22 protein-coding genes are annotated in these 24,774 nt (G+C 64.1%); 11 read left to right on the top strand and 11 right to left on the bottom strand.

Going from position 1 to position 24,774, the window contains the following annotated elements:
* Window positions 1–149: 149 nt before the first annotated feature.
* From C3Y92_RS01945 to C3Y92_RS01935, 3 genes are all read left to right on the top strand, one after another.
* Window positions 150–812 (top strand): CBS and ACT domain-containing protein, encoded by a 663-nt coding sequence (locus C3Y92_RS01945; protein WP_129348992.1) that lies wholly within the window; start codon window positions 150–152, stop codon window positions 810–812.
* Between the two features lie 131 nt (window positions 813–943).
* On the top strand, window positions 944–1,180 hold the full coding sequence (locus C3Y92_RS01940) for a hypothetical protein (RefSeq protein WP_129348990.1): 237 nt from the start codon (window positions 944–946) through the stop codon (window positions 1,178–1,180).
* A 155-nt stretch (window positions 1,181–1,335) separates the two neighbouring features.
* Entirely contained in the window at window positions 1,336–1,698 is a 363-nt protein-coding gene (locus tag C3Y92_RS01935) for an STAS domain-containing protein (protein WP_129348988.1), read from the top strand.
* Between the two features lie 186 nt (window positions 1,699–1,884).
* Here C3Y92_RS01935 and C3Y92_RS01930 read toward each other — a convergent pair whose 3' ends face one another.
* The gene (locus C3Y92_RS01930; protein WP_129348986.1) at window positions 1,885–2,628 is read right to left on the bottom strand and encodes a hypothetical protein; all 744 of its coding nucleotides are present in this window, start codon (window positions 2,626–2,628) and stop codon (window positions 1,885–1,887) included.
* Between the two features lie 139 nt (window positions 2,629–2,767).
* Here C3Y92_RS01930 and C3Y92_RS01925 point away from each other — a divergent pair, with 139 nt between their 5' ends.
* Window positions 2,768–3,787: a sensor domain-containing diguanylate cyclase gene (locus tag C3Y92_RS01925; RefSeq protein WP_129348984.1), complete on the top strand. Its 1,020-nt coding sequence runs from the start codon at window positions 2,768–2,770 to the stop codon at window positions 3,785–3,787.
* A gap of 151 nt (window positions 3,788–3,938) precedes the next feature.
* On the top strand, window positions 3,939–6,596 hold the full coding sequence (locus C3Y92_RS01920; protein ID WP_129348982.1) for a PEP/pyruvate-binding domain-containing protein: 2,658 nt from the start codon (window positions 3,939–3,941) through the stop codon (window positions 6,594–6,596).
* On the opposite strand, the gene C3Y92_RS01915 is transcribed toward C3Y92_RS01920, so the two are convergent.
* The 8 genes from C3Y92_RS01915 to tmcD form a co-directional block, all read right to left on the bottom strand.
* Window positions 6,526–7,695 carry an NAD(P)/FAD-dependent oxidoreductase gene (locus tag C3Y92_RS01915; protein ID WP_129348980.1) on the bottom strand — a complete coding sequence of 390 codons (1,170 nt, stop codon included), beginning with the start codon at window positions 7,693–7,695 and terminating at the stop codon, window positions 6,526–6,528. The genes C3Y92_RS01920 and C3Y92_RS01915 overlap by 71 nt on opposite strands.
* A gap of 111 nt (window positions 7,696–7,806) precedes the next feature.
* The gene (locus tag C3Y92_RS01910; protein WP_129348978.1) at window positions 7,807–10,044 is read right to left on the bottom strand and encodes an ATP-binding protein; all 2,238 of its coding nucleotides are present in this window, start codon (window positions 10,042–10,044) and stop codon (window positions 7,807–7,809) included.
* A 210-nt stretch (window positions 10,045–10,254) separates the two neighbouring features.
* Complete coding sequence (locus C3Y92_RS01905) at window positions 10,255–10,662, bottom strand: response regulator (protein WP_129348976.1); 408 nt, start codon at window positions 10,660–10,662, stop codon at window positions 10,255–10,257.
* A 96-nt stretch (window positions 10,663–10,758) separates the two neighbouring features.
* A complete protein-coding gene (locus C3Y92_RS01900) occupies window positions 10,759–11,628 on the bottom strand; it encodes a hypothetical protein (RefSeq protein ID WP_129348974.1) in 870 nt (289 codons plus the stop codon).
* Between the two features lie 116 nt (window positions 11,629–11,744).
* Window positions 11,745–12,140: an acidic tetraheme cytochrome c3 TmcA gene (tmcA, locus tag C3Y92_RS01895; protein ID WP_129348972.1), complete on the bottom strand. Its 396-nt coding sequence runs from the start codon at window positions 12,138–12,140 to the stop codon at window positions 11,745–11,747.
* 23 nt (window positions 12,141–12,163) lie between these two features.
* Window positions 12,164–13,477 (bottom strand): electron transfer complex ferredoxin TmcB, encoded by a 1,314-nt coding sequence (gene tmcB / locus C3Y92_RS01890; protein ID WP_129348970.1) that lies wholly within the window; start codon window positions 13,475–13,477, stop codon window positions 12,164–12,166.
* Window positions 13,478–13,492: 15 nt separating this feature from the next.
* Entirely contained in the window at window positions 13,493–14,152 is a 660-nt protein-coding gene (gene tmcC, locus C3Y92_RS01885) for a TmcC family electron transfer complex membrane anchor subunit (protein ID WP_129348968.1), read from the bottom strand.
* Window positions 14,153–14,162: 10 nt separating this feature from the next.
* The gene (gene tmcD, locus C3Y92_RS01880; protein WP_129348966.1) at window positions 14,163–15,431 is read right to left on the bottom strand and encodes an electron transfer complex subunit TmcD; all 1,269 of its coding nucleotides are present in this window, start codon (window positions 15,429–15,431) and stop codon (window positions 14,163–14,165) included.
* 188 nt (window positions 15,432–15,619) lie between these two features.
* On the opposite strand from tmcD, the gene C3Y92_RS01875 reads away from it, so the two are divergent.
* The 3 genes from C3Y92_RS01875 (at window position 15,620) to C3Y92_RS01865 (ending at window position 19,666) form a co-directional block, all read left to right on the top strand.
* Window positions 15,620–17,887, top strand: a complete 2,268-nt coding sequence (locus tag C3Y92_RS01875; RefSeq protein ID WP_129348964.1) for a lytic transglycosylase domain-containing protein — start codon at window positions 15,620–15,622, stop codon at window positions 17,885–17,887.
* A 215-nt stretch (window positions 17,888–18,102) separates the two neighbouring features.
* A complete protein-coding gene (locus C3Y92_RS01870; RefSeq protein ID WP_129348962.1) occupies window positions 18,103–18,306 on the top strand; it encodes a DUF397 domain-containing protein in 204 nt (67 codons plus the stop codon).
* 121 nt (window positions 18,307–18,427) lie between these two features.
* Window positions 18,428–19,666 carry a hypothetical protein gene (locus tag C3Y92_RS01865; RefSeq protein ID WP_129348960.1) on the top strand — a complete coding sequence of 413 codons (1,239 nt, stop codon included), beginning with the start codon at window positions 18,428–18,430 and terminating at the stop codon, window positions 19,664–19,666.
* A 1-nt stretch (window position 19,667) separates the two neighbouring features.
* On the opposite strand, the gene C3Y92_RS01860 is transcribed toward C3Y92_RS01865, so the two are convergent.
* Entirely contained in the window at window positions 19,668–20,135 is a 468-nt protein-coding gene (locus C3Y92_RS01860) for a chemotaxis protein CheW (protein WP_129348958.1), read from the bottom strand.
* A gap of 316 nt (window positions 20,136–20,451) precedes the next feature.
* Here C3Y92_RS01860 and C3Y92_RS21035 point away from each other — a divergent pair, with 316 nt between their 5' ends.
* From C3Y92_RS21035 to C3Y92_RS01850, 3 genes are all read left to right on the top strand, one after another.
* Entirely contained in the window at window positions 20,452–20,622 is a 171-nt protein-coding gene (locus C3Y92_RS21035; protein WP_158304266.1) for a hypothetical protein, read from the top strand.
* Window positions 20,623–20,851: 229 nt separating this feature from the next.
* On the top strand, window positions 20,852–22,111 hold the full coding sequence (locus C3Y92_RS01855) for a magnesium transporter MgtE N-terminal domain-containing protein (protein ID WP_129348956.1): 1,260 nt from the start codon (window positions 20,852–20,854) through the stop codon (window positions 22,109–22,111).
* Between the two features lie 15 nt (window positions 22,112–22,126).
* Complete coding sequence (locus C3Y92_RS01850; RefSeq protein WP_129348954.1) at window positions 22,127–23,404, top strand: Nramp family divalent metal transporter; 1,278 nt, start codon at window positions 22,127–22,129, stop codon at window positions 23,402–23,404.
* A 108-nt stretch (window positions 23,405–23,512) separates the two neighbouring features.
* Here C3Y92_RS01850 and C3Y92_RS01845 read toward each other — a convergent pair whose 3' ends face one another.
* Entirely contained in the window at window positions 23,513–24,700 is a 1,188-nt protein-coding gene (locus tag C3Y92_RS01845) for an MFS transporter (protein ID WP_129348952.1), read from the bottom strand.
* Window positions 24,701–24,774: the final 74 nt, after the last annotated feature.

The following is a 24,774-nucleotide window of genomic DNA, read 5'->3' as shown; positions in this document are numbered from 1 at the left end:
TTTTCCTTTTTGGGCTGCCTGGAATGGCTTGAAATAATGGCGGAAACACGTATAGCTGAAACCAAGTGTCCCGACGCCGACGCGCCGCGCGACCTCCGGGCCTTATACCACAAACGGCCCGCCCTCAAGGGACCGTCAAGGAGACGCACATGCTGATTAAGGATTGGATGAGCAAGACCCCGGTCACGGCCAAGGCGACCACCTCCATCATGAAGGCCGCCAAGCTCATGAAGGAAAACGGTTTCGGCCGGCTGCCCGTGGTCGACGACGACGGCCGCCTCGTCGGCATCGTCACCGACCGCGACGTCAAGGAGGCCTCGCCCTCCAAGGCCACCACCCTGGACATGCACGAGCTGTACTACCTGCTGTCCGAAATCAAGGTCGGCGACATCATGACCAAGACGGTCATCAGCGTCAGCCCCGACGACACCGTGGAAAAGGCCGCCGTGCTCATGCTGCGCCACAACGTCGGCGGCATGCCCGTGGTCGACGCCAAGGGCCTGGTCGTCGGCGTCATCACCGACAGCGACATCTTCAAGGTTCTCGTCAGCATCACCGGCGTGTTAAGCGGCGGCCTCCAGCTCGCCTTCGAACTGCCCAACGTCGCCGGCAGCCTCAAGACCATCCTCGACGACCTCAAGGCCCACGACGTGCGCATCTTGAGCATCCTCACCAACTACGACGACGATGCCCCGGAAACCCGCAAGGTCTACATCCGCGTGCGCCCCATGGACGACGCCAAGGCCCAGGAGGTGGTCGCGCGCCTCAAGGCCAACCACAACCTGCTCTACTGGGCCAAGGACGTCATGTAAGCCCCCGTGCCTTCAGCCTGAGCCAGCCGGTCCCGCCGCCGTCGCCCCATGGTTGACGGCGGCGGGATCATGCTTATTGTGCCCATGGGTTACGGCAATCGCCGGGCCACGCCGCCAAGGAGCGCCACCACATGCTTGAAGACCGCTATTGCCCCCACTGCCAAGCCAAACTCCAATCCTGGATCGGCCCCCCGGAATCCGGCTGGGGCGAAATACTCGTGTGCAACAACAACGAATGCACCTTTTTCCGCAACTCCAATTGCGACATCCGCCACAAGGACGAGGACAACAGCCTCGGCTGCCGCTATGCCGAAGACCCGGACAACGGCTACCAGTCCTTCAACCTGCTGGCGTGGTACAAGTTCTAAGCCGACCGCCGGCCCGGCCGGCGGTCCCCCCTCCCCCTTCTCCCAGGTGAACACTCTTTCATGATCCGGCCTTTCCCCTTGCGCGCCGCGCCGGCTTGCGGCTATCCTGCCCCATCGACGCGGCCGATACGGCCAGCCACGGACACACCCAGATCATGAGCCGCATAGCCATCACCAACCGCCACGGCGTCCTGTGGGCCCGCTCCGACGGGCCTCTGGGCAACCCCGCCGCCCTGGAACTCGAAACCGCTGTTCTCGAAACCGCCACCATCGGCCGCTACGCCGTCAGCGTCCTGGACCTGACCCAGACGCCCAGCATCGACAGCAGCGGCGTGGGCGCGCTGGTGCGGCTGCAAACCGCCCTGGCCACCAAAGGCCGCCGCCTCATCCTGGCCAACCCAACCCCCGCCGTGGCCGACGAACTGCGGCTGCGCGACCTGCACGCTTTTTTCCAGATCGCCTACGACCTGCACCCCGACATGGACCAGGAAGAACTGCTCCTGGCCAGCGACCTCTAAAGGCGAAGAGTGTCTCCGGCGGCCAAAGGGGCTGAGCCCCTTTGGAAACCCCACATGGTGCTCCCGCTCTCTCGGGCCTGCCGCCCGCCGACGTCCTTCCCAACCGACCGACCGTCCCCGCCCATGTCGGGGGTCCGGGGGGCTGAGCCCCCGGCCGCCAAGGCACTCTTTACCCTTCCCTTCTCCTCACCCCAACGCCGCATCCGCCGCTTTGGGGTCGCTTTGGCGCACGGCGTCGGCCAGGGCCGTCAGACGTTCCTCAACCTCTTCGACCGGCGGCGGCGTGGGCAGGTGGGGCACGTCAAAGGTGGCGGGGTCGAGGGGTTTGTAGGCGAGGTCGTCGTTTAGGCTGCACAGGTCGCCGACGCTGCCGCAGGCGCTTTCCTGGTCCAGGCGGCCGGGGTCGAGGGACCGGGAGAAGCGCAGCATGTCGGAGGGGCACTGGCTGGCGTTGACGGCCTGGACTTCGTCGTTGATGCTTTCGGCGACGCTGTGGAGGAGCTCGTAGCCTGGAGCGGCCATTTTGCGGCCGGGCTGGCGGGGGTCGGAGACGTAGCCGCCGTCGTTGTAGGTTTCGACGGCGTTTCGCATGACGGCGTAGGCGCGCCGCACGGCCTTGCGGTAGCGGCCAGCGGCGGTCAGGGCCAGGGGTTTGGCGCTGGTCGGGAATTGGCAGGCCGGGGCGAGGGTCGCGGCGTCGATGCCCAGGCTTTGCAAGAACGCGTCGGCTTCGGAGCGGCACAAAAGCAGCCGGCGCAGGTTCTGGACGGCATCGACGGCGGGTGTGGCCCGACGTTTAACGCGTTCGAGCAGGGAGGCGAAGTTTTCCAGGCGTTCGTCGAGGCGGCAGCGGCGGGAAAAGAAGTTGTCCGCCATTTCGCTGAGCACTTCGTTTTTGAGATCGTCGGCGTAATCGGACCCGATGGCCATGGTGGACACTCCGGGGATGCAGGTTTCCCTTTGTCTGCTGGTACGCCTTGGGGAGTGGCTTGGCAAGGGACGGCGGGCGGCGCGGTGACAGCGGCATGTTTTTGGGCTAGCGTCGTGTGGCCCAGCCTGGAGGTGCGCCATGGTGGACGACGGAGCGGAGTTGCGGACCGAGGTCGCGGTCTTGCGGCGTCGCGTGGCCGATCTGGAAGCCGAGCGGGACCGGTTGCAGGAAACGGAGCGGGTGCTGCGCCAGGGCGAGGAACGCTATCGCCGGCTCCTCGAATCGGTGACGGACTATGTCTATACGGTGACGGTGCAAGGCGGCCGAGCTGTGGCCACGGACCACGGCCCCAACTGCGAGGCGGTCACCGGCTACACGGCCGACGAGTACCGAGCCAACCCCATGCTGTGGCTGGACATGGCTCCGCCCGAGGACCGGCCCTTGGTGCTGGAAAACGCGGCCCGACTGCTGGCCGGCGAGGACACCGGGCCTTTCGAGCACCGCATCCTCCACAAGGACGGCACGGTGCGCCATGTGCGCAACACGCCGGTGCTGCGTTTCGACGCCGCCGGCAGGCTTGTGGCTTATGACGGCATCATCAACGACATCACCGAGCGCAAGCGGGCCGAGGAGCTTTTCACGCGGCTTTCGCTCCATGACGGCCTGACCGGGTTGCCGGGCCGGGCGCTCTACATGGACCGGCTGCGCCAAGCCATCGGCCAGGCCGAAAGGCGCGGGGAGCGGGTGGCGGTCTATTTCATCGATCTGGACCGGTTCAAGGACGTCAACGACGTGCACGGTCACGAGGTGGGCGATATGGTGTTGGCCATGGCGGCCAAGCGCATCGCCGGCTGCGTACGGCGTTCGGACACGGTGGCGCGCCTTGGCGGCGACGAGTTCGTGGCCGTGACCCCGGGCATCGGCGAACCGGACAACGCGTCGGCCATCGCCGCCAAAATGGTGTCGGCCCTGGCCGAACCGTTCGAGGCGCGGGGCGCGGTGTGTCGGTTGGGCGGCAGCGTCGGCGTGGCCTTTTACCCGGACGACGCGACGCGCGGCGGCGAGCTGTTGCGGCTGGCCGACGCAGCCATGTACGCGGCCAAAAAAGCCGGCCGCAACGGCTGGCGCATGGCCGGGGATGTGGGGGCGGGAGCATAAGGGCGGACCGGCAGCGTCTTGACGCTCCCAGGGAGAGGCGGCGGAAAGCCAGGGCGCGCCTTCGGTTGCATTGCCTTCCTTGTATCGAAGCGATACAAGGGACGACGGCAAAAAACCGAAACCCGGACCGGTTCCGGCCATCGGGGGCGACGTGTTCGGCAAACTCGCGCGCGCGGTCAAGGGGCTTTTCTGCGACACCCAGTCGGAGACGCCCCAGGGCCTGACCGAAGAGCAGATCCAGACCGAGTTCAAGAAGCGCTACCACCATTTCAAGCTGCTGCTCACGGCCAACAAAAAGGCCCTGGAGCTCATGACCGAAATGGAAGAGGCCTTAAACGGCCGGCGCACCTTCGGCATGGCCTTTATCCGCGCCCATTCCACCGGCGTGTCCGTCAACGTCTACAAGATCATTGAGCACTTAAACGCCATCGCGCCCGGCCGGTACGCCGAGCTGTATAACCGCATCAAGGACATCCAGCGCCGCATTGGCGAATGCCTGGCCAGCTCGTGCACCCTGGAGACCGCGCCCGATCTGGTCATCCCCCTGGATCAGGCCGGCCGCGATCAGGCCGATCTGGTGGGCGGCAAGATGGCCGGGCTGGGCGAAATCGTGCGCCGCACCGGCCTGCCCGTGCCGCCGGGGTTTGCCGTCACCGCCCGGGCCTACCACCGCCTCATCGAACACAACGACCTCAAGGACGAAATCTACCGCCTGCTCCAGACCGCCGGCCCCGACGACCAGCGCAATCTGCTCATTTTAAGCTCCCAGATCCGCAACAAGATCACCGAGGCCGAGCTGCCTTCCGACGTGTCCAAGGCCATCCTGGGGGCCTACGAGACGCTTTGCCGCACCCTGGGGCGCGAGGCGTCGGTGTCGCTTCGCAGCTCGGCCCTGGGCGAGGACGAGGCCGGCCAGACCTTCGCCGGCCAGTTTTCTTCCAAGCTCAACGTCGGCCCCGAGGACATCCTCCAGTCCTACAAGGAGATCATCGCCAGCAAGTACAGTCCCCAAGCCATGACCTACCGCCTCAACCGGGGCATCCCCGACGAGGACGTGGCCATGTGCGTGGGGGTGATGGCCATGGTGGACGCCGTGGCCGGCGGGGTCATCTATTCCCGCAATCCCCTGGACATCCGCGACGACTCCATCCACATCCACAGCGCCTTTGGCCTGCCCAAGTCCGTGGTGGACGGATCGGTCGGCACCGACGAATTCGTCTTTGAGCGCGAGCGCCCGCCCCGGCTCACGGCCCGCCACATCCGGGAAAAGGACCAGGCCTTCCTGTGCCTGCCCGGCGAAGGCGTGTGCCGCACGGAGACCTCGGGCGAACGGGCGCTTATGCCAAGCATCACCGACGAACAGGCCCTGGCCCTGGCCGAGGCCACCGTCACCCTGGAGGCCATGTACGGCGCGCCGGTGGACGTGGAGTGGGCCATCGACGCTGCGGGGAGCCTTGCCTTCCTGCAATGCCGGGAGCTGGTGCAGCTGCCGAGCCAGACCGGGGGAGGAAGCGACCGCGTGCACGGCACGCCGCTGCTCTCCGGCGGCGTCACGGCCAGCCCCGGGGCGGGCTTCGGCCCGGTCTTCGTGGTGCGCCGCGAGGCCGATCTCTTGCAATTTCCACGCGGGGCGGTGCTGGTGGCCGTGGAAGCCCCGCCGCGCTACGCCTCCATCATCGACCGGGCAGCGGCCATCGTCACGGAAAAGGGCGGCGCGGCCGGCCATCTGGCCAACGTGGCCCGGGAATTTCGCGTGCCGTCCATCATGGGCCTGGCCGGGGCCACACACCGCCTGGCCCCGGGGACCGAGGTCACCGTGGACGCCGACGGCCGGGCCGTCTATCCGGGCCGGCTGGAGGAACTGCTGGCCGAGGCCGAAGCCCAGCGCCAGCCCGCGCCCGAGCGCATCACCCCCATGCACGCCATCCTGCGCCGGGTCATGGATCAGATTACGCCGCTGTCGCTCATTGACCCCAACGCCCCGGAATTCGCTCCGGAAAACTGCAAGACGCTCCACGACGTGACCCGCTTTTGCCACGAGAAATCCGTCACCGAGATGTTCAATTTCGGGCAGGAATTCCACTTCTCCAAGCGGGCGGCCAAGCAGCTCAAGTACAAGGGCACGGCCATGAAGTGGTGGTTTATCAACCTCGACGACGGCTTTGTCGGCGAGGTGCCCGGCAAGTACGTCAAGCTGGAGGAAATCTGCTCTATTCCGGTGGGGGCCTTGTGGGACGGCATCATCGCCATCCCCTGGCAGGGGCCGCCGCCGGTGGACGGACGGGGGCTCATGTCCATCATCGTCCAGGCCTCCACCAACCCGCACCTGGAGGCCGCCTCCCATTCGTCCTTCGCCGAGCGCAACTATTTCATGGTTTCCCGCAATTACATGTGTTTAAGCTCCCGCTTCGGGTTCCACTTCTGCACTGTGGAGACGCTCGTTGGCGACCGGCCGTCGGAAAACTACGTGAGCTTCCAGTTCAAGGGCGGCGCGGCCGAGTATTCCCGGCGGCGGCGGCGGGCGCAGTTCGTGGGCGAGATCTTGGAGCTTCAGGGCTTTGTGGTGGAGGTCAACGAAGACGCGTCGTTCGCCCGCATCAACGGCGGGCCGGAAGACGAGATGCTGCGGGGGCTGACCGTCATCGGCTACATGCTCATGCACACCCGCCAGCTCGACATGATCATGCACAACGAGCCGCTGGTGCAAAGCTACAAGCAAAAAATCCTCGACGATCTGGTCAAGGTGGTGGGCCACCCCCTGCATGCGCCGCCGCCCTGCCCGGCTCCGGCAGCGGAAACGACCGCATAAACCGCCGGTCGATCCGATCCTTGAGGACCATGGCCCAGCGCCCCTGGGCCACAAGCCTCCCCTTGCGCAAGATCGCCCTCCCGTCGCCGCAGTTGAGCAGGGAGAGATAGTCCCGGCCGTCGCGGCAAAAGGGGATCAATTCCCGGCCGGTCAGATAGGCCAGCAGATTGGCGGCCAGGACCGGCCCCTGGCGCACGGCATAGACCCCGGCCCGGGGCAACGGACACGGGGTGAAATCGATGCAGTCCCCGCCGCCGAAGAGTTCCGGGTAGAGCGGATGGTGGAGCCGGCGGGTGACGGCAAGCCCGCCGTCCGGTCCGCCGGCAGTCAGGCCGGCAGCCGCGAACAGCCCGGGCGGGCGCGTGCCCGTGGCGGCCAGGACCACGTCGCAGGCCCAGGACGTGCCGTCGGCAAAAACGGCCTGCCCCGCCTTGAGGGCCTGCACCCGTGCGAGAATTATCCGCCCGCCCCGCCGCTGGATCGAGGCCTCGGCCAGGCGCGCGGCCCGGGCCGGCCAGCCCGGCAGCAGACCGCGCGGCGCGGCCACGGCCAGATCCTCGCCGGGCAGGCCGCACTGGCGCAACAATTCCAGCAGGCACGCCGCCACCTCGAAGCCGGCCGGCCCGCCGCCGGCCACCAGCACCCGCACGCGTTCGCCCTCGACCGCCCGGGCCTGGATGTCCTGGCGCGCCAGCAGCAAATTCTCAATGGGTTTGACCGGGTACGCCACGGGCGCGGGGCTGCCGTCGGCGGCAAAATCCGGCAGCACCCGGCTGCCCAGGCCAAAGCTCGCCGCGTCGTAGTCCAGGCGGCCTCCGTCGGCCAGGAGCAGCCGCCGGGCGGCCGGTTCCACGGCCACGGCCAGGCCGCGCCTGAAGACGCCGCCGCCGGCCTGGCACAGGGCAGCCACGGGAAAGGTCAGGTCGGCCAGGCCGTAGCGGCCAGTCAGCAGTCCCGGCCCCATACCGGAATAAGCCAGGGTCGGCCCCGGGGCCAGGCACACCACCTCGACTCCGGCGGCCACGAATTCGGGCAGCCGGGCCAACACGGGCAAATGGGCGTGGCCGCAGCCAGCCAGGATGAGGCGTTTTCGGGTCATGCCCCCTTGTACCCCAAGGCGGCAGGAGAGGAAATGGCCGGCCCCAAAAAAAGCGCTCAACGCTTCGGCGTCGGGCGCTTTCACGAGCAAACGGCCAAGAACCGGCGGGCGTCATCCTTCCCCGGCAATCTGGCTCCAGGGCAGCCGGAAGGGCAGGAGCAGCCACATGGTCGTCCCCTGCTCCGGCCGGCTTTCCACCGCGATTTCGCCGCCCATGGCCCGGGCCAGCCGGCAGGCGAAGGCCAGGCCGAGGCCGGCTCCCTGGAACTGCCGCGTATAGCTGGTTTCTCCTTGGAAAAACGGCTCGAAGATGCTGTCCAGACAGTCTTCCTCCATGCCGATGCCGGAATCGGCCACGGCAAAGACGACGCTGCGCCCCCTTGCCGTATCCCGTGGCGCACTAAACACCGTGACCTGGACAAAACCCTCCAGGGTGAACTTCAAGGCGTTTTCGACGAGGCAGCCGAGGATCTTGGCCACCTTGCCCTCGTCGCCGAGGAGGTGGGCGGGAACGGCGGGATCAAGCTCCACGTCGAACTGGAGTCCCTTGGCTATGGCCAGTTCGACATGGGCGTCCTTGACCTTGTTGAGCAGGCCGACGACGGAAAAGAACTTATTCTCAAGCTGCGGCCCGTTGGCTTCCAAAGTCGTATAATCGAGGATGGCGGTCAGGAGCTTGGACAACCTCGTGCAGGCGAATTTGGCGTTCTCGATATACAGCCGTTGCTCCTCATCAAGGTCCGTGGACTGCATCAGGAGCAACATGCCGTTCACCCCGTTGATGGGCGTGCGGATCTCGTGGCTCATGTTGTCCAGAAAGATCGACTTGGCCCTGTTGGCGGCTTCCGCCGCCTGGATGGCGTGGCGCAACGCTTCTTCCTCGCGCTTGCGCTGGGTGATGTCGATCCAGCTGGATCGGACCATGGGCACGTCGTTTTTTGAGGGAAAACGAACGAGGCGTACTTCGCAGACCAGATGTTGCCCCTGGGCGTTGACGAGCCAGCGCTCGACAATAATGTCTTCGCCAGCCAGGGCCCTGCTCCAGTTTTCCCGGATGGACTCGGCCACAGGCTTCCCGTCGGGCTGCCTGGGGGCGTAGAATCGGTGCACCCCATGGCGGCGCAGTTCCTGCTCGGTGCAACCAAACAGCGCCTCGGCCCTGGCGTTGACCAGAACAATGGCTTCCCGATCCACATCGGCCACAACGATAGCTTCCGGGGCCTGCTCGACCAGGGTCCGGAAACGCGCTTCGGTTTCCCGCAGGGCCAGGATGCCCTCTTCCATGGCCTGGGCCATGGCGTCAAAAGCTTCGCCCACCAGGCCAATGTCGCCGTCCTTGGCGCGCAGGCCGGTCCTTGCGGCCAACAGCCCGTCCTTGAAGGCCACGGCGGCTTCATAGATCTTGGAGCAATGCAGCGCGATCTTCATCTTGAGCAACACCAGCGAGGCGATAAACGAGAAGGCGATGACAAACACGCCGAGCACGATCCAGAGCTTGAGGGCGTCGAGGGAACGCTGGCGGGCGACTTCCGTGGGCACGCCGATGGCGATGAACAGATAGGGCTTGGTCGTCGTGCCCAGCGTCACGCCCTGGATGCTGTAGATCCTGTCGATGCCGTCAATGGCTCGGGACGAGAACACGTGCCGGTTGCCCAAAAAGGCGTCTCGCAGCACGGCGTTGACCGAGCCGACCTGACGCGGCTCGCCTCGGTCGTTGCTGGCAAGCAGCGTCCGAAAGGCATGGTCAAGCAGGATGATGCTCGAATCCTCGGGGAGCTTGGCCTGGGAAAAATAGCCGGCATAGTTGGAGAGCCGTACCACGGCGATCAGGATGGCGACGATGTTTCCCTGGCTGTCGGTGACGGGATAGGAAAAGGGCAGCACCGGCTCGAAGGTCAGCCGGCTGATGATGTATTCTCCAATGGCGAAACCCTTGGTCGCCAAAACATCGATCACATGCTTGCGGTCGGCGAGGGAGACGCCGCCAGCCGGGATCGGCGCCGCCGAGGCAAAAACCGCCCCATCGGGATAGACGGCGTGAAAATTGGCGTAATCATTGTAGACGGACTTGATGTTGCGAAACGTCTCCGACATAGCCCGGGCGTCCAGGCGCTTGAACTCCTCGGTGTTGGCCAGGGTGGAGAGCAGGATCTTGGCGTTCTGGGTGAGTTTTTCCTGAATGACGATGAGGCCGGACACGGCCCGGGTCGTTTCCAGCTCAATGGCGCTGCGCTCCCGGCCGTACTCGCTCCAGGCGACATAGGCAATGACGGCGACGAACGGCGAGGCGCAGACAAAAAATGCGACAACAAATATCTTGTAAAGCTGGATGCTGCTGTGCTTGTCCATAGTTGATGCCCCGCAAGACCTTGCCAGATACGGTTGGCGTAGTGTCGCAACAGGATGCAAGCACGGTCCGCGACAGCAGGCGTATAAGGACGCATGTGGCGATGGGCGGCAACGCGAGAAGGATTCCGCTACACTATTTGAGAAACGGCGGAAAAAGTCAACACCCGGACCGCGACCGGCGCCGGGTGTCGGGAGGGCTTACGACGGGAATCAGGCCTCGGCGGGCAGACAGCCCAGGCGGCGCAGTTCGGCCAGGATGGAGCCTTCGTCCACGGGCTTTTGCAGAAACGAGGTGGCCCCGCCCAGATACATGGCGTTGTGGGTGTCCTCGCCGTCCTCCAGCACCGAAGTGATGACGATCTTGGCGCAGGCCTCGGGGGCGAGGCCGCAGTCCTTTTCGATCTCGCGGATTTCCTTGAGCGCCCGAGGTCCGTCGATGACCGGCATGAGCAAATCCATGAAGACCAGTCCGTAGGGATCGCCGGCTTCCAGGGCCTTCTGGAAGGCCATGACCGCGTCCTCGCCGTTCACGGCGGCGTCGCACCGGGCGTAAGGATGCAGGATGTATTCGAGAAAGCTTCGGCTGTAAAAATCGTCATCGACAATAAGCGCCCTCATGATGCCTCCGGTGGGTGCGTGCGCGGCCTGGGTTGGGGGAGGGACGGCTTGTTTTTCTATCGGGGCCGCGCCGTGGCTGTCAAGGCGATCTAAGGGCTAGTCGTTTTTAAGGATCGTCGCATAGTTTCCGGCGCAGTGGCAATCGGCGTCATAGCGGCGCACGTAATCCAGGCGGCTGCGCAGGCAGGCCAGCTGGCCGTCGCGAAATACGGCCCAGACCTTGCCGTAGCCGGCGCACAGATAGCTCTCCGGCCCGATGACGGCCTGTTTGAGGGCGGCGGGGTTGCCCATGAGTTCCTTGACCTGGGCGATGGACATGCCCGGAGCCAGGCTGCGTTCGGCAAAGGCGGCGTCGCGGCGCATGTCATCAGCCATCTCCCGGGCGGCGAAGGCGCGATCAGCGGCGAAAGGCACGGCGGCCATGCGGGCTTCGGCCGCCTGGCGGTCGCGTACGGCGGTTTCGGCCAGGGCGGCGGTCCGCAGTTCGGGGCTGGCGGCCAGGGCGGCCAGGCGTTCGGGCAACGCGCCCGGAATGGTCTCGGCCCGCAGGGTCAGACGCACGGCCACGCCGTCACGGCCGGGACGGATTTCCTCGCCGGAGACCACGGGCCGCAGCAGACTGTCGGCCAGGGCGCGCAGATCCTGGCCCTGGAGGCCGGACCGGACCACCTCGGGGTCATGGCTGAACTGAGCCACGGCCGTGTCCAGGAGCTTGCCCCGGGTCTGGGCCGTGCAGAGGCGACGGGCCTCGGCTTGCTCAATATGGGGGCCGTAGAAGCAGGCGATGGTGGCCGTGACGGCCCGGACGTCGGAAACCTGACGCCGCAAGTCCGGGCCGGCCGGGGCCTGGGTCCCCACGGCAGGCGCGGCCGGCTGCGGCTCGCCTCCGGGCTGGGCCGGAGCTGGAGCGGCAAGACCAGTCAAAACGAACGCTACGGCCAGCGCAACGGACAAGCATTTGGGCATGGCGCACCCCCTGGATTGTCGCAATGTAGCAAGATCGATTCCAGGCGTCAGGTCGCAAAAAGGGCGCTCCCGGTTTCCCGGTCGCGCCCTGGGCAGAGGCAAGGGAGGGGACCTTGCTATTTGGCGGCCGGCTTGTGGCAGTCGCCGCAGGTGACCGGCCCCTTTTTCTGGGTCAGGTGGCAGTCCATGCACTGGCGATGATAGGCCCGCTCCAGGGGCGTCTTGCCGGGCTGGGCGGCCACGGTGTGGCAGTCCGCGCAGGGAATGCCGGCGGTGTCGGAGGCCTGATCGCGCTTGCCGTCCTTTTCGCCGTGGTGGCAGGCGGTGCAATCGGCCAGACCGGCCTTTTCGTTGTGGGCGTCGTGGGCAAAGGCCGCGGGCGGCCGGGTCAGCTTTTTAAACGCCTCGGTGGGCACATGGGTCATGTCCTGCTGGGCCGCCGCCGGAGCCGCCGCCAGGAACAGGACAGCCAGGGCCGACAGGACCAGAGGAGTAAACGGCAGTCGTTTCATGTCGGTGTCTCCTGCGCCCCGGGTCACTCGGGCTTCTCCATGAGTTCGTAGATGAGGTCGCCCAGGAACTTGGTGTGCATATTGAGGTCGAACTTGCTGATGATGTCGTCGAGGCCGCCGTGGCAGTTGTGGCACGGCGCTATGCACCAGTGGACGCCGGTGGCCTTGAGCTGTTCGGCCTTGATGGAGTTGCCGACGATGCGGACATTCTTGAAGGGAGGCCCGCAGTTGATGACGCCGCCGCCGGCGCAGCAGCAGTAGTTGTGCTCGCGGTTGGGGGTCATCTCGACGACGTTGTCGCACAGGAAGTGGACCACCTCGCGCAGCTTGTCCATGAGCCCCCGGCCGCGAATGACGTTGCAGGGGTCGTGGATGGTGACAGGCTCGGCAAACTTGTGGGTGAGCTTGATGCGCCCTTGCTGGATGAGTTCCCAGAAGAACTCCACCGAGTGGACCACCGGCACCGGATGCCATTTCCAGCCCAGCCACCGGTTGGCCACGTCGTACACGGCGCGGAAGGCATGGCCGCACTCGCCCATGACGATACGCTTGACCCGAAGCCGCTGGGCGGTCTCGTAGTGGGCGCGCTCCACCCGGGCCATGATCTCGGAATCGCCGGTGAACATGGCCATGTTGGAGTTGTCCCAACCCGGGGTGGCCGGCATGGTCCAGGACACGCCGGCGGCGTGGAAGATGGCCGCGGCCTGGTAGATGAGCTGGGTGCGGAATTTCGGTTCCGGCGCGATGACCGAGTACATGAAGTCCGCGCCCTCGACGTCGAGCGGTATGCGCAGGCCGGGGAATTCCTCGCGGGATTCCTCTTCCTGCCACTGCAGGGTGTCGGGCCATTCGTCGTCTTTGACCCACATCTGGTTGAGGGTGGCCGAGTGGCTGTGGGCGGTGTCCTGGATGTACTGGGGGGTGACGCCGAGCTTGTGGCACAGGCGGCGCACCACGCTGATGATGTAGCCGGTGTCGATGCCCAGCGGACAGTAATGGATGCAGCGGCGACAGAGGTTGCACTCGGTGTAGGCCACCTGGGCGCACTGGTAGATCACTTCGGGATCGACCTTGCCATCGGCGTCGAACAGCCGCCACATGGTCTGGCTGACCTTGGCCACCGGGGTGTAGCTCGGGTCCTTGTGCGACATGTAGTAATGGCAGGCCTTGGCGCACATGCCGCAGCGCACGCAGGTCTCCATGTAGGTCTTCATGCGCGCGCCGCATTCGCCGGCCACGAGCTCTTTAAAGACCTTCTGTATTTTCTCCGGGGTCAGGCGGCCGACGCCGCGACGCAGACCCTCGTCCTCGATGAGACGATCGGCAATGGTTTTCATGACGTCCTCCGGCGTTTACCAGTCCTTGGCGAATCTGACGGACCCGAATTCCGAGGCGATGTAGCCGCGGCTGAAAAATCCGAACAGCATGTGGGACAGCCTCGTGAACGGGATGGCGACCAGCATGGCCTCGCCGCACAGGACGTGCAGGGTGGTCATGAAGAGATTGTCGCCGATGCGGTGATAGGCCAGGACGCCGGTGAGAAAGGTCGCGCCGACCAGGGCCAGCACCAGCCAGTCGTGGGTGCGGGTGACAAAGCGCACTTCCGGCACGGTCAGCCGACGCCACAGGAAGTAGGCGCAGGCCAGGACCACGATGATGGAGAGCGTGTCGGCCACGCCGTCCGGCAGGGCCGGCCACGACAAGCCGTGGAAGGTGTCCAAGAGCACGATGTGGCCCATGAGAAACAAGGGAACCACGAACAGGCAGATGTGGAAAAGAAAGGTGACGATGGTCACCCCGGGATTTTCCCGCCAGCCCAGCGCCCCAAAGGGGGTGACCCAGTGGATAAGCGAGCGGATGGCGTGGGGCCAGCTGATGTAGGCCACGAAGGCGGCGTCTTTTTTGAGCGCCAAGGCCCGCATGGACAGGAGCCGGTAGATCGAACCCAGGATGAACACGGCAAAAGCCAGCCAGGCCAGGGGGCCGACGGCGAGATCGTACAGCGCGTGCATGGCGAACCTCCTAACCGGTAAACGCCGTGACCGGAGCCACGATGCGGTGGCATTTGCCGCCGGCCAGGGCGCGGATGAGCACCAGTTTGCCGTCGGGCGAAAAGGCCGGGGCGTAGCACTTGTCAAAGCTTTGGGGATAGGCCTTGCCGTCAACGACGATGGTCTGGCGGCCGGCCTTTTCCACGGCCAGGGCCAGATGGGCGCCGTCGGCGCTCCAGACCGGCGCGTAGGCCATGTCGTAGCGGCCGTCCCAGACCTTGCCGTCGCACAGGACCGCGAAGTTGGTGTTGTGGTCGCTGGCCAGGGCGGCGAAACGCGCGCCGGCCGGGCTGGGGGTCAGGTCCGTGACCACCGGGAAGGTCGCGCCCCAGGGCGTGCCGTCCACGGCCACGGTGAATTCGCCGAAGCGCACGCAGGCAATGGCCGCCAGCTTCGATCCGTCCGGGGAAAACGCCTGCTGCCACAACTGGCCGAACCGGGGTTCCCAGGCCATGGCGTCGTCAATGGCCATGCCCCAGGCCCCGGCCTTGCGCACCGGCGCGGCCACCGCGCCCGTGGCCGGATTGAAAGCCGGCCCCCAGGCGCAGGCATAGGAGCCGGCCCAGGCCTTGCCGTTGACGGCGACGGAATAGTCGTACAGGGAACGACGGATGGTGGCGGCGACGTTTTTTCCGGCCGGGTCGAAGACCGGATTCCAGCAGTTGACGAAAATCGAATCCCAGGCCTCGCCGTTGACCGCCACGCTGAAGATGCCTTCCTGGAAGGTCACGACATCGGCCTGGGCCAGGGATTTCACCTGCACCACGGCGGCCGAGGCGTTGCCGGCCTTGGCAAAAACGGGCTGGTTGGCGTTTTCGTACAGCGTCTCCCAGGGCGTGCCGTCGATGGAGAAGCCGTATTCGCCGTCCTGCTGGATGCAGGCGGCGATAATGTCGCCCGAGGCGGAAAACATGGTGTTCCAGACGTATCCGTACTGCTCTTCCCAGGCCGCGTCGTCCACGGCCAGGGTCCAGTCGCCGTCGGCCTGGACGAGCACCGTCAGGCGGCCGTCGGGCGAAAAACGCGGATACCAGGCTTTGTCGAACGTGGTTTCCCAGGCTTCCCCATTGACCGCCATGGTGAACGCCGGCCCTTCCAGGGCGGCCACCATGGCCACGCGTTCGCCGTCCGGCGACACATGGGGTTCCTCCAACCATTCGTATTCACGGGAGCACTGCCGCAGATCGTCGGCGACGACGCGGGCGCCCGGCGTGAAATCCCAGGACTGCGCGAAGGACATATCGACCTCCTTGACGGGTGGAAGCAAAACAGGGGACGCGTCCGGGATCGCGACGCCCTGGCAACGCAAGCGGACCTTGTGAACAAAGGGACGTTAGTCACGATTTGCCGACGAAGTCAAGGGGGGTTTATTTTTTACAGATGCAGTAAACACGCGGGATATGACGCGATACGGTAGGAAATTACGCCATGAAACAACCGGAAATACCACGATTCTCCGATCGATTTGGTGCGGTCATCATTATTTTGTTCCTGGCCCTGGCCGGCCCGGCCCAGGCCGCCAAGCCCGTTGCCCAGACGGACAAGGCCCGGGCGGCCGAACCCTGGTCGCCGCCGCCGCGCCCCGAGGATGCGCCGCTGCCGCGTTCGGCCCGCCTGGGCGCGGATGAGGACGGGACGCCGGCCGGGCGGACGGTCAAGACGCCGGGCGGCATCACCGAATCCCTGCGCGAGATCGCCCTGGGGGTAAACGAGGTGCTCTCCGGCGACCATCGCCAGGGCGCGGCCCGGCTGGCGGCCGCCCTGCCCCAGGCCGGGGATCAGGCCGACGTGGCCGCCTATTACCAGGGCCTGGGCCTGTATCTGGCCGGCGACGCGCCGGCCGCCCTGGCCGCCCTGGACGGGCTGCGCGCCCGGGCCTCCCAGTCGTTTCTGGGCCGCGACGCGCTCTACATCGCCATGGAAAGCGCCGCCCGGGCCGGCCGGCCCGAGCGGACCCTGGCCCTGGCCGAGGCCTGGCTCACCGATCCCGAACCGTCCCTGGCCCCGGCCGTGTGGCTGCAGGCGGCGGCGGCGGCGACTGCCCTCGGCCAGCGGCGCAAGGCCGAGGATTTCCTGCGCCATCTCATCCTCGATTTCCCGACCTCCCAGTCGGCCAAGGCCGGGCTGGCCCTGGCCGAAAAGCTCGCCGCCACGCCCGATCCGGCCGGCGGCGCGGCCGGCTTCGATCCGTCCGCCCCGGACACGGTGCTCTTGCGGGCCGAGGCCTTGGTGGAAAAAGGCGGAGCCGAGGCCGCCCTGGCGCTAATCCCCGAGGCCGCGCCCCCGGGCTGGACCCCGGCCCAGGCCGCCCGAGGCGCGTACGTGCGCGGCAAGGCCCTTTTTCGCCAGCGAAAGCCGCAAGCCGCCTACGAGGCCTTTGCCCAGGCCGTGGCCGCCGATCCGTCGTCCTCCCTGGCCTATTGGGCGCGCTACCATCAGGCGCGTTGCCTGTGGCGGTCGCTTAGGGCCGAAGACGCCGAGCGCGGCGTGGCACTGTTGCGCGAGGTGCTGGCCGCGCCCGGGCGCGACGATCCGCTGAAGGAAGTCGCCGCCCGCCATCTGGCCCTGATGCTGGCCGAGCGGGGGCGTTTCGCCGAGGCTTCCGATGCGGCCGGGCAGCTCAAGGGCCTGGCCGTGCCGCCCGAGGCCGCCGCCCAGGGCGCGGCGCTGGGGGCCATCCTGCGCTACGTCACCGGCGACATGGCCGGGGCCGAGGCCGAGCTGGCCGCCTTTGCCGGGCGCTTCCCGGACGACGACTGGGCCGACGGCGCGCGTTACTGGCGCGGCAAGGCGCTCACCAATCTGGGGCGCGGCCAGGAAGCGGCCGGGCTGTGGATGGAGGTGGCGGCCGGACGCCCCAACACCTATTACGGCGGCCGAGCGGCCGCCGCCCTGGCCAGCCTTGGCGAGGTCAAGGGGCAGGTCGTGGCCTCGCCGCCGGGCAAGTCGCCGCGTTGCCCGGACGCGTCCGAGCCGCCTTCGCCGGCCGTGTCCGCCGCCCTGGCCAAGGCCTATGCCCTGGCCGACGCCGGCTTGCCGGCCCTGGCCGAGATGGCGCTGGAATTTTCGGCCAAGGCCGCGCCGGACCGGGCCGATCTGGCCATGGCCCACATCCGGGCGGCCATGGACGGCGGGCGGCGCACGGCCGCCATGCGCACGGCCTGGCGCACCTTTGGCGGCTGTCTGCTGCGCGGCACGCCGGCCGAACTCATGCCCCTTCGCGACGCGCTCTACCCCAGGGCCTACGCTGGCGAGGTGGTGACGGCGCTAAACGGCTCGGGCATCGACCCGGACGTGATCTATTCGCTCATCCGCCAGGAGAGTTTTTTCGATCCCAAGGCCGTGTCCGGGGCCGGGGCGGTAGGGCTTATGCAGCTCATGCCCGAGACGGCCAAGGCCGTGGGCAAGAAGATCGGCATCCGACCCGAGCGGGCGGATTTGTTCAATCCGGTGGTCAACATCCGGTTAGGGGTGGCGTTTTTCCGGGAGCGCCTGGCCCGCGAGGGGTCGCTGGCGGCGGCGCTGGCGTCCTACAACGCCGGCGAGAACCGTGTGGCGGTCTGGAACACCGGCTTTGGCGGCCTGGGCGAGGAGCTGTTCGTGGAACTGATTCCTTTTACGGAAACCCGGGACTATGTGCGGCGGATCACGACGAACGCGATGGTGTATGAGCGGTTGTATTTGGGGAAGAATTGAATATTTGGTCGGAGAGATGCCGGAGGAAAAAGGACGTTTGGCGACGATACAAACATAATTATATTTAATTATTCAAGTGCCTTAAAGCACAAAGCAAGGAAAAGAAAGGTGTAGAAGTTGCCACTAGGCTATTTATTTAGCGAATTTATTTGACAAGGCGAAAAATATAGATCAACATAATTTTATTCGCAACGCCAAAACAAAAGGAGCTTGCAATGCAAAAGACGTTAAAATCTCACGGCAAAACCTTCAAAATCAGTAGTTTTAGTGGATCTGGTCACAATTGTGTCGGGGTCTCAATAAATAACGACATGATTTCTGTAATCAATACTAACACCAAAGACAGTATCATTGATTTCACAAAAGATGAATGGTCTGCTTTTATAGCCGGAGTAAAAAATTCCGAATTTGATTTATAATTACTAAAAGGGGAGTTCGTTGCGGGCTCCCCTTTTTTGAATATTTTCTTCGGAATCATAGTTGACAAACCATAAAACAACAAGGCTTGCCTCCTGACATAGCACTTGCTACACGCAATATATGAATTTCTTTGAATTATTTACCGTAACCTGGACACTCATTGACCCTATTCTTTCCCTCGGGTTAAACGACAAACCTCAATGGATATCATACACCTTCCTATTCTTTTTATTTATCACACCGCCCATTGCAATATACATAAATCGTCAGAAAAAACAACAATACTACTCCGAGGAGGAAATTCCCACAAAAATAACGAAGACAATAATCCGAGCGAATAAATATCTGCAAACAAAAAATTTTAATTCTGACGGCCAAAGAATGAGGCATCTTCCATCTTTGATGGAAACCTGCACCGTAATAGGGGCTATTTTGCTTTCAGCACAGACGACAAAGAAAAAATACCCCATTGAGCCAAGACTAATTCGATGGATATTTAACGAACTAAAATGTCAATTCAAAAACAATAACAGCGTCGAGTTTTTTGATTGTAGTGGTTGCCATTTTGTCAAAGGATGCAACATTAAATACTTCGACTATTTGTCTCACTTTTATTATGCCAAGAATACGTTTGTATTTGACTTGCTAATTGAGGAATTCAGCTTTTTGACTGATTATTTATTTTTAAATATTCTAGAAACTGAACAACACATAGGGTGGCCACGTTGCAATGGCCTAAAAGATATTGATCCATATGCTACATCCACTCTTCTCACACTACTATCTATTTTTAACACTAAACACAAAGCAATTCCATCTATTCTTGAATCTCTTTCACAAATGCAAATATTATCCGGCCCTCAAAGGGGGACTTGGCCAAGTGCAAGATCATTCTACATGTCAAATCATCCTTGTTTTCAGAGCTTTCCCTTGATAACAACACATCGATGCATTGAAGCATTCTCTGTATATCAGGGTGGGGCATTTTTTTCAAAAAAATATACAAATTGCATAGAAATAGCTGCAGATTTCTTAACTAACACCCCTCTTCAAGAGCAACCCGTAAACTATGAATTCAACATGGGGATCAGGAGCGGCGAAGTCTTGAGAGGATCAGGCCACGTTGTTCAAGGACTAATCAAAGCAAATCGCAAAAACAAATACCTTTTCGATCTTACTAACTATATAATATCCGCACAATATAAAGACGGAAGTTTCCACGGAAGATCAAACGAACTTACTGCAGACAGAAAAATGGCTGAATATACAGATCTAACTGCTTTCTTAACAAGAACATTATGCTTGCAACATCAATACTTATCCAAATCCCCCCCCCTTTTCACGCCGCCTCAAAAATAGCCTACTCCCCGCCCCCGGCAGCCAACTCTTCCAACGAAAACAGCCGGTCGGCGTCGAGTAAAATCGTAAACGCGCCGTCCACCTGGGCCAAGCCCCGCACAAAACGCGTGGGCACCGACAACCCCATGTCCGGCGGCGGGGCCACGTCGGCGTCGGCGACTTCCACCACCTCATGCACGGCGTCGGCCAGGGCGGCCACGGCCAGGGTGTCGCCGTCGTAGTCGCGCTCCAGGATAATCAGGCAGGTGGGCTTGTGGCACTCGGCGTCGAGTTCGAGCTTTTGGCTCAAATCCACCACCGTGGCCGCGTTGCCGCGCAGGTTCACCACCCCGCGCAGATGGCCCGGGGCCAGGGGCACGAAGGTCACGGGCGGCACGTCGAGCACTTCGGAAATGAGCAGCGACGGCAAGGCAAGGCGTTCGCCGCACAGGCTGAAGGTGAGGTATTGGCGGACGGCGTCATCGGCCATGGCGTGCCTCCGGGAGAGTCGATATTTAGCCCAGCATACGGCCTTGGCCCGCGCCCGGCAACCGTCCGGTTTCCTTGGCCCGAGCCAAGTGCCCAGCGAAGGCGTTGACAAGCCCGCGCCCCGGGCATACACCACCGACCAAAGTATGGAACCTTTTGAGGAAACAATGGACGATCCCAGCAGTAGTCGCTTTTTCACGCATCACGACCCGCTTTTCGCTTTGCGATAACGCTTCCTGCCGCCTCCTCGTCGCGCCCTGGCCAATCCCTGGCCCGCGACGACCCCGCCGGCAGGCGGCGGCACAAGGAGGCGCCTGATGAACACGCCCTTCATCGGCTTTCGCCACATCGCCTTTCGGCACTCCCTTGGCAGGTTCGGCATCCGGTCGGCCACGGCCGCGCTTTTTCCTGTTTCCAGACGCCGTTGCGCCGTCGCCACGGGCACGGCCCAGGACCCTCCCCCAGCCATCCCCCGGCCCGCGTCGTAGCGCCGCGTCCCGGACTCCGTTGCCGTCTCCGGCATGAGCCTCCTCAATAGGCCCCGAAGACCAGCGTAGCGGACGTCCCCGGGACAACGCCCGAGGGCCACGGCGCGCCGCCAGCCGGCGCACCCCGTTTTCCGGCTTTTTTTCGCGCACCGCGCTGCCCGCCAAACTCCGGGCAGCGGCGCAAACCTCGACGGGCGGCCAACGCCGCCGTTTCGGGGAGGGCTTTCCCATGAGCGAACTCTACGTCAGCGCCGTGCTCGGCCGCCCGGTCATCGATCCGTCCGGCGCGCAGCTCGGCCGACTCGACGACCTTGGCCTGATTCCCGGCGACACCCTGCCGTCCGTGTCCGGCCTTTTCATCCAGCAGGGCGGCAAACGCCGGTTCCTGCCCTGGCGCTGCGTCAACCTCTTCACCCCGGTCATCGTCTCGGCCGATCCCAGCGTGCTCGTCGACGCGACCAACATGCCCGACGAAGCCGCCGACATCCGACTGCGCCGCGACATCCTCGACCGGCAGATCGTGGACGTGGACGGAGCCAAGGTGGTGCGCGTCAACGACCTGAAGCTGCGTTCGCGCGGGGCCGGGCTTTTTATCGAAGCCGTCGATGTGGGCGTGCGCGGCATGGCCCGGCGGCTGGGGCAGCTGCGCTTCTGGAACTGGCTGGCCGGCCTTTTCGGCGCGGCCCTGCCCTCGCGCGAAATCGACTGGCGCTTCGTGGCCCAGCTCGACCCCAACGCCGACAAGCTGACGCTCACCGTGGCCCGCGAGCGCCTGACCGACATGCACCCGGCCGACATCGCCGAGATCCTGGCCCAGCTGCCCCACAAGGAAGCCGGCACGGTCATCGGCGCACTGGACCCCGAAACCGTGGGCGAGGCCATCGGCGAACTCGATCCCGAAGTGGGCGGACGCGTTATCAGCCAGCTCGACAGCGAAGTGGCTTCCGACATCCTGGAGGAAATGGAACCCGACGAGGCCGCCGACCTCCTGGGCGATCTGCCCGAGGAAAAGGCCCGGGAACTGCTTGGCCTCATGGACGCCGAAGACGCCGAGATGGTCCAGGAACTCCTGGAGCACGAGGAAGACACGGCGGGCGGGCTGATGAACAACATGTTCGCCGCCGTGCCCCCGGCCATGACCGCCGAGGAAGCGTTGGCCTACCTGCGGCTGGTCGGCGCGGAAATCGAAAATATCTATTACGTCTACGTGATCCGGGGCGACGACACGCCGCTTGGCGTGGTAACGCTCAAGCGCCTGCTGCTGTCGCCGCCGAAAATGGCCGTGGCCGAGATCATGACCGTGGGGCTCAAGGCCGTGGGCGTGGCCGATACGCCGGAAAAGGTGATGGAAGTCATCTCCAAGTACAATCTGCTGGCCGTGCCGGTGCTGGAAGACGGCCACATGGTCGGCATCGTGCCGGCCGACGCCGTCATCGAATTGTTCCTGCCCGACTCCATCACCAAAAAGCCGCGCTTCGCCGCCCACTAGTCCCAGAGGTCGCCAATGCCGTTTTTCTCCAAGCTTTCGCGCAAAAATATCCTGCTCTTTTTCGCCCTGCTCGGCCCGGGCATCATCACCGCCAACGTGGACAACGACGCCGGCGGCATCACCACCTACACCCTGGCCGGGGCGCAGTTCGGCTATTCGCTCTTGTGGATGCTCATCCCCACGGCCGTCTCCCTGGTGGTGGTCCAGGAAATGTGCGCCCGCATGGGCGCGGTGACCGGCAAGGGCCTGTCCGACCTCATCCGCGAGTCGTTTGGGCTGCGCACCACCTTTTACATCATGGTGGCGCTGTTTCTCACCAACCTCGGCAACACCATCTCGGAATTCGCCGGCATCGCCGCCGGCATGGAACTCTTCGGCGTCAGCCGGTTCGTGTCCGTGCCCCTGGCCGCCCTGCTCGTGTGGCTGCTCATCGTCAAAGGCTCCTACCGCATCGTCGAACGGGTGTTTCTCGTGGTCTGCGTCATCTATCTGGTCTATCCCCTGGCCGCCTTCTCGGCCGACGTGGCCTGGGGCGAGGTGGCCAAGGCCTGCGTCACCCCGTCGTTTCAGGCAAGCGGCAGCTACGTGGCCATGATGATCGCGCTCATCGGCACCACCATCGCGCCCTGGATGCAGTTCTACCAGCAAGCCGCCGTGGTGGAAAAAGGCATCACCGCCGACAAATACGGCTACACCCGCGTCGACGTCGTCGTCGGCTGCCTGCTGGCCGTCATCGTGGCCCTGTTCATCGTGGTCGCCTGCGCCGCCTCCATCCACAAGCAAGGCCTTACCGTCGAAACCGCCGCCGACGCGGCCATGGCCTTAAAGCCCCTCGTCGGCGAATACGCCTCGTGGCTCTTCGCCGTGGGCCTCATTAACGCCTCGCTTTTCGCCGCCGGCATCCTGCCGCTGTCCACCGCCTACTACATCTGCGAAGCCATGGGCTGGGAACTCGGCATCGATAAGGACTTCCGCAAGGCCCCGGAATTCTTTTGGCTCTTTACCATTAGCATCGTCATCGGCGCGGCCACCATCCTCATCCCGGGTATGCCGCTTTTAGACGTCATGTACGTCTCCCAGGTCATAAACGGCGTCATGCTGCCCTTCGTGCTCATCCTCATGCTGCTTCTGGTCAACAACCGCCGGCTCATGGGCGACTACGTCAACGGCCCGATATTCAACGCCGTGGCCTGGGTCACCGTGGTCGCCGTCATCGGCCTGACCCTGGTCATGACCATGGACACCGTACGCCCCGGCGCGGTGGACGCGCTGGTGAAGCTGGTGGCGAACTAGTTTAGATAAAAGACAAAAGATGCCTCCGGCGGCCGGGGGCCTGAGGCCCCCGGACCCCCCATATGGGGAAAAAAGGGGCTTTTTTTGGGAAATGGATTGGGGGAGTGGTCAGGAAGCGGATGTGCCAGAAGCGGAACGGCCCAGGCCGGCGCTCATGACCAGGCCGATCAGACAGGCCCCGGCCCCGACCAAGAGAAATCCGTCGTAGCCCCAGACCGCCACGGCCGCGCCGCCAAGGATCGGCCCCACGAAACTCCCGCCCTGCAGCGACAGCATCATGAGATTGGCGTTAAGCCCCCGAAATTCCGGCTCGGACAACTCGTACATGTAGGCATTGAGCGACGGCGACCCCACCCCCATGCCGCAACCCAGCAGCACCGCCGCCAGATAGGTCATGGGTTGGGAATGGGCCGCGTAAAGCAGCAAAAACGTGCCGCCCGTCACCGCATAGCAAAACCGGATGAGCCACAGCTTCGGGGCCACGTCGAACACGCGGTTGGCAAAAAGCCGCAGCAGCAACATGCAGCCCGTCTGTATGGAAAAAAAGACGCCCGCCCCAACCAGCCCCCGGGCCGCGAAAAGACTCTTGGCCAAAAAAAAGATCGACGCGAAGCTCAAATAATACATGGCGTTGACGGCCAACAGCTGAGCCACAGGCCCCTTGGTCGCATTGCGGGCCATGGCCGAAAGCGTCGGCCGCTCGGCCGGGGGCAGCCGGCGCTTTTTCACCTGTCGCCCCAAAACCGCCAGCACGATAAGCGCCGGAGCCAGGGCCATGGCCACCAGGGCGTAGCCATGCGGGTAATCCATATGCGCCGGCGACAGCCAATCGAAAATCGGCGGCACCACGGAATACGGCAGCAGCATGGCGATAGAATACACGCCAAAGGCCTGGCCGCTGCGGCTTGGCGGAATGGTCGCCACAAGCAGCGTCATGGCCCCGGCCGACACCAAGGCCACGCCCAGGCCGTTGGCCAAACGCACGGCCAAAAGCGCCCCGGGCGACACGGCGTACAAATAGGCCACGCCGCAGCCCAGCAGCACGACAACGCCCGCCGCCGCCGCCTTGGCCGCGTTTTGCGTGGTCAGAAACGGGCTGACCGTCAGATAAGCGGCCATGGTGGCCAGCGACGACGCGCCAATAAGCAACCCGCGCCAGGCCTGCGGCACCCCAAGGGTCTCAAAATAGACATACAGACTGTAAAAAACCGAAATATTGCAATACGCCAGAAAAATGAGCACGCACAGGCTGGCGAACTCGAAGGAATACAGACGCGGCTTGTCAGAGACGGACATACGAGGAACCAGACCGGAAAAAAGTTGCAAAAAGAAACGAATCCGCCCGATACCCGCCCGGCTAGGGTGGCGTC

Origin of the sequence: Solidesulfovibrio carbinolicus (assembly GCF_004135975.1) — a bacterium.
Classification (GTDB): Bacteria; Desulfobacterota; Desulfovibrionia; order Desulfovibrionales; family Desulfovibrionaceae; genus Solidesulfovibrio; species Solidesulfovibrio carbinolicus.
This window is presented reverse-complemented; position numbering and strand designations above follow the sequence as displayed.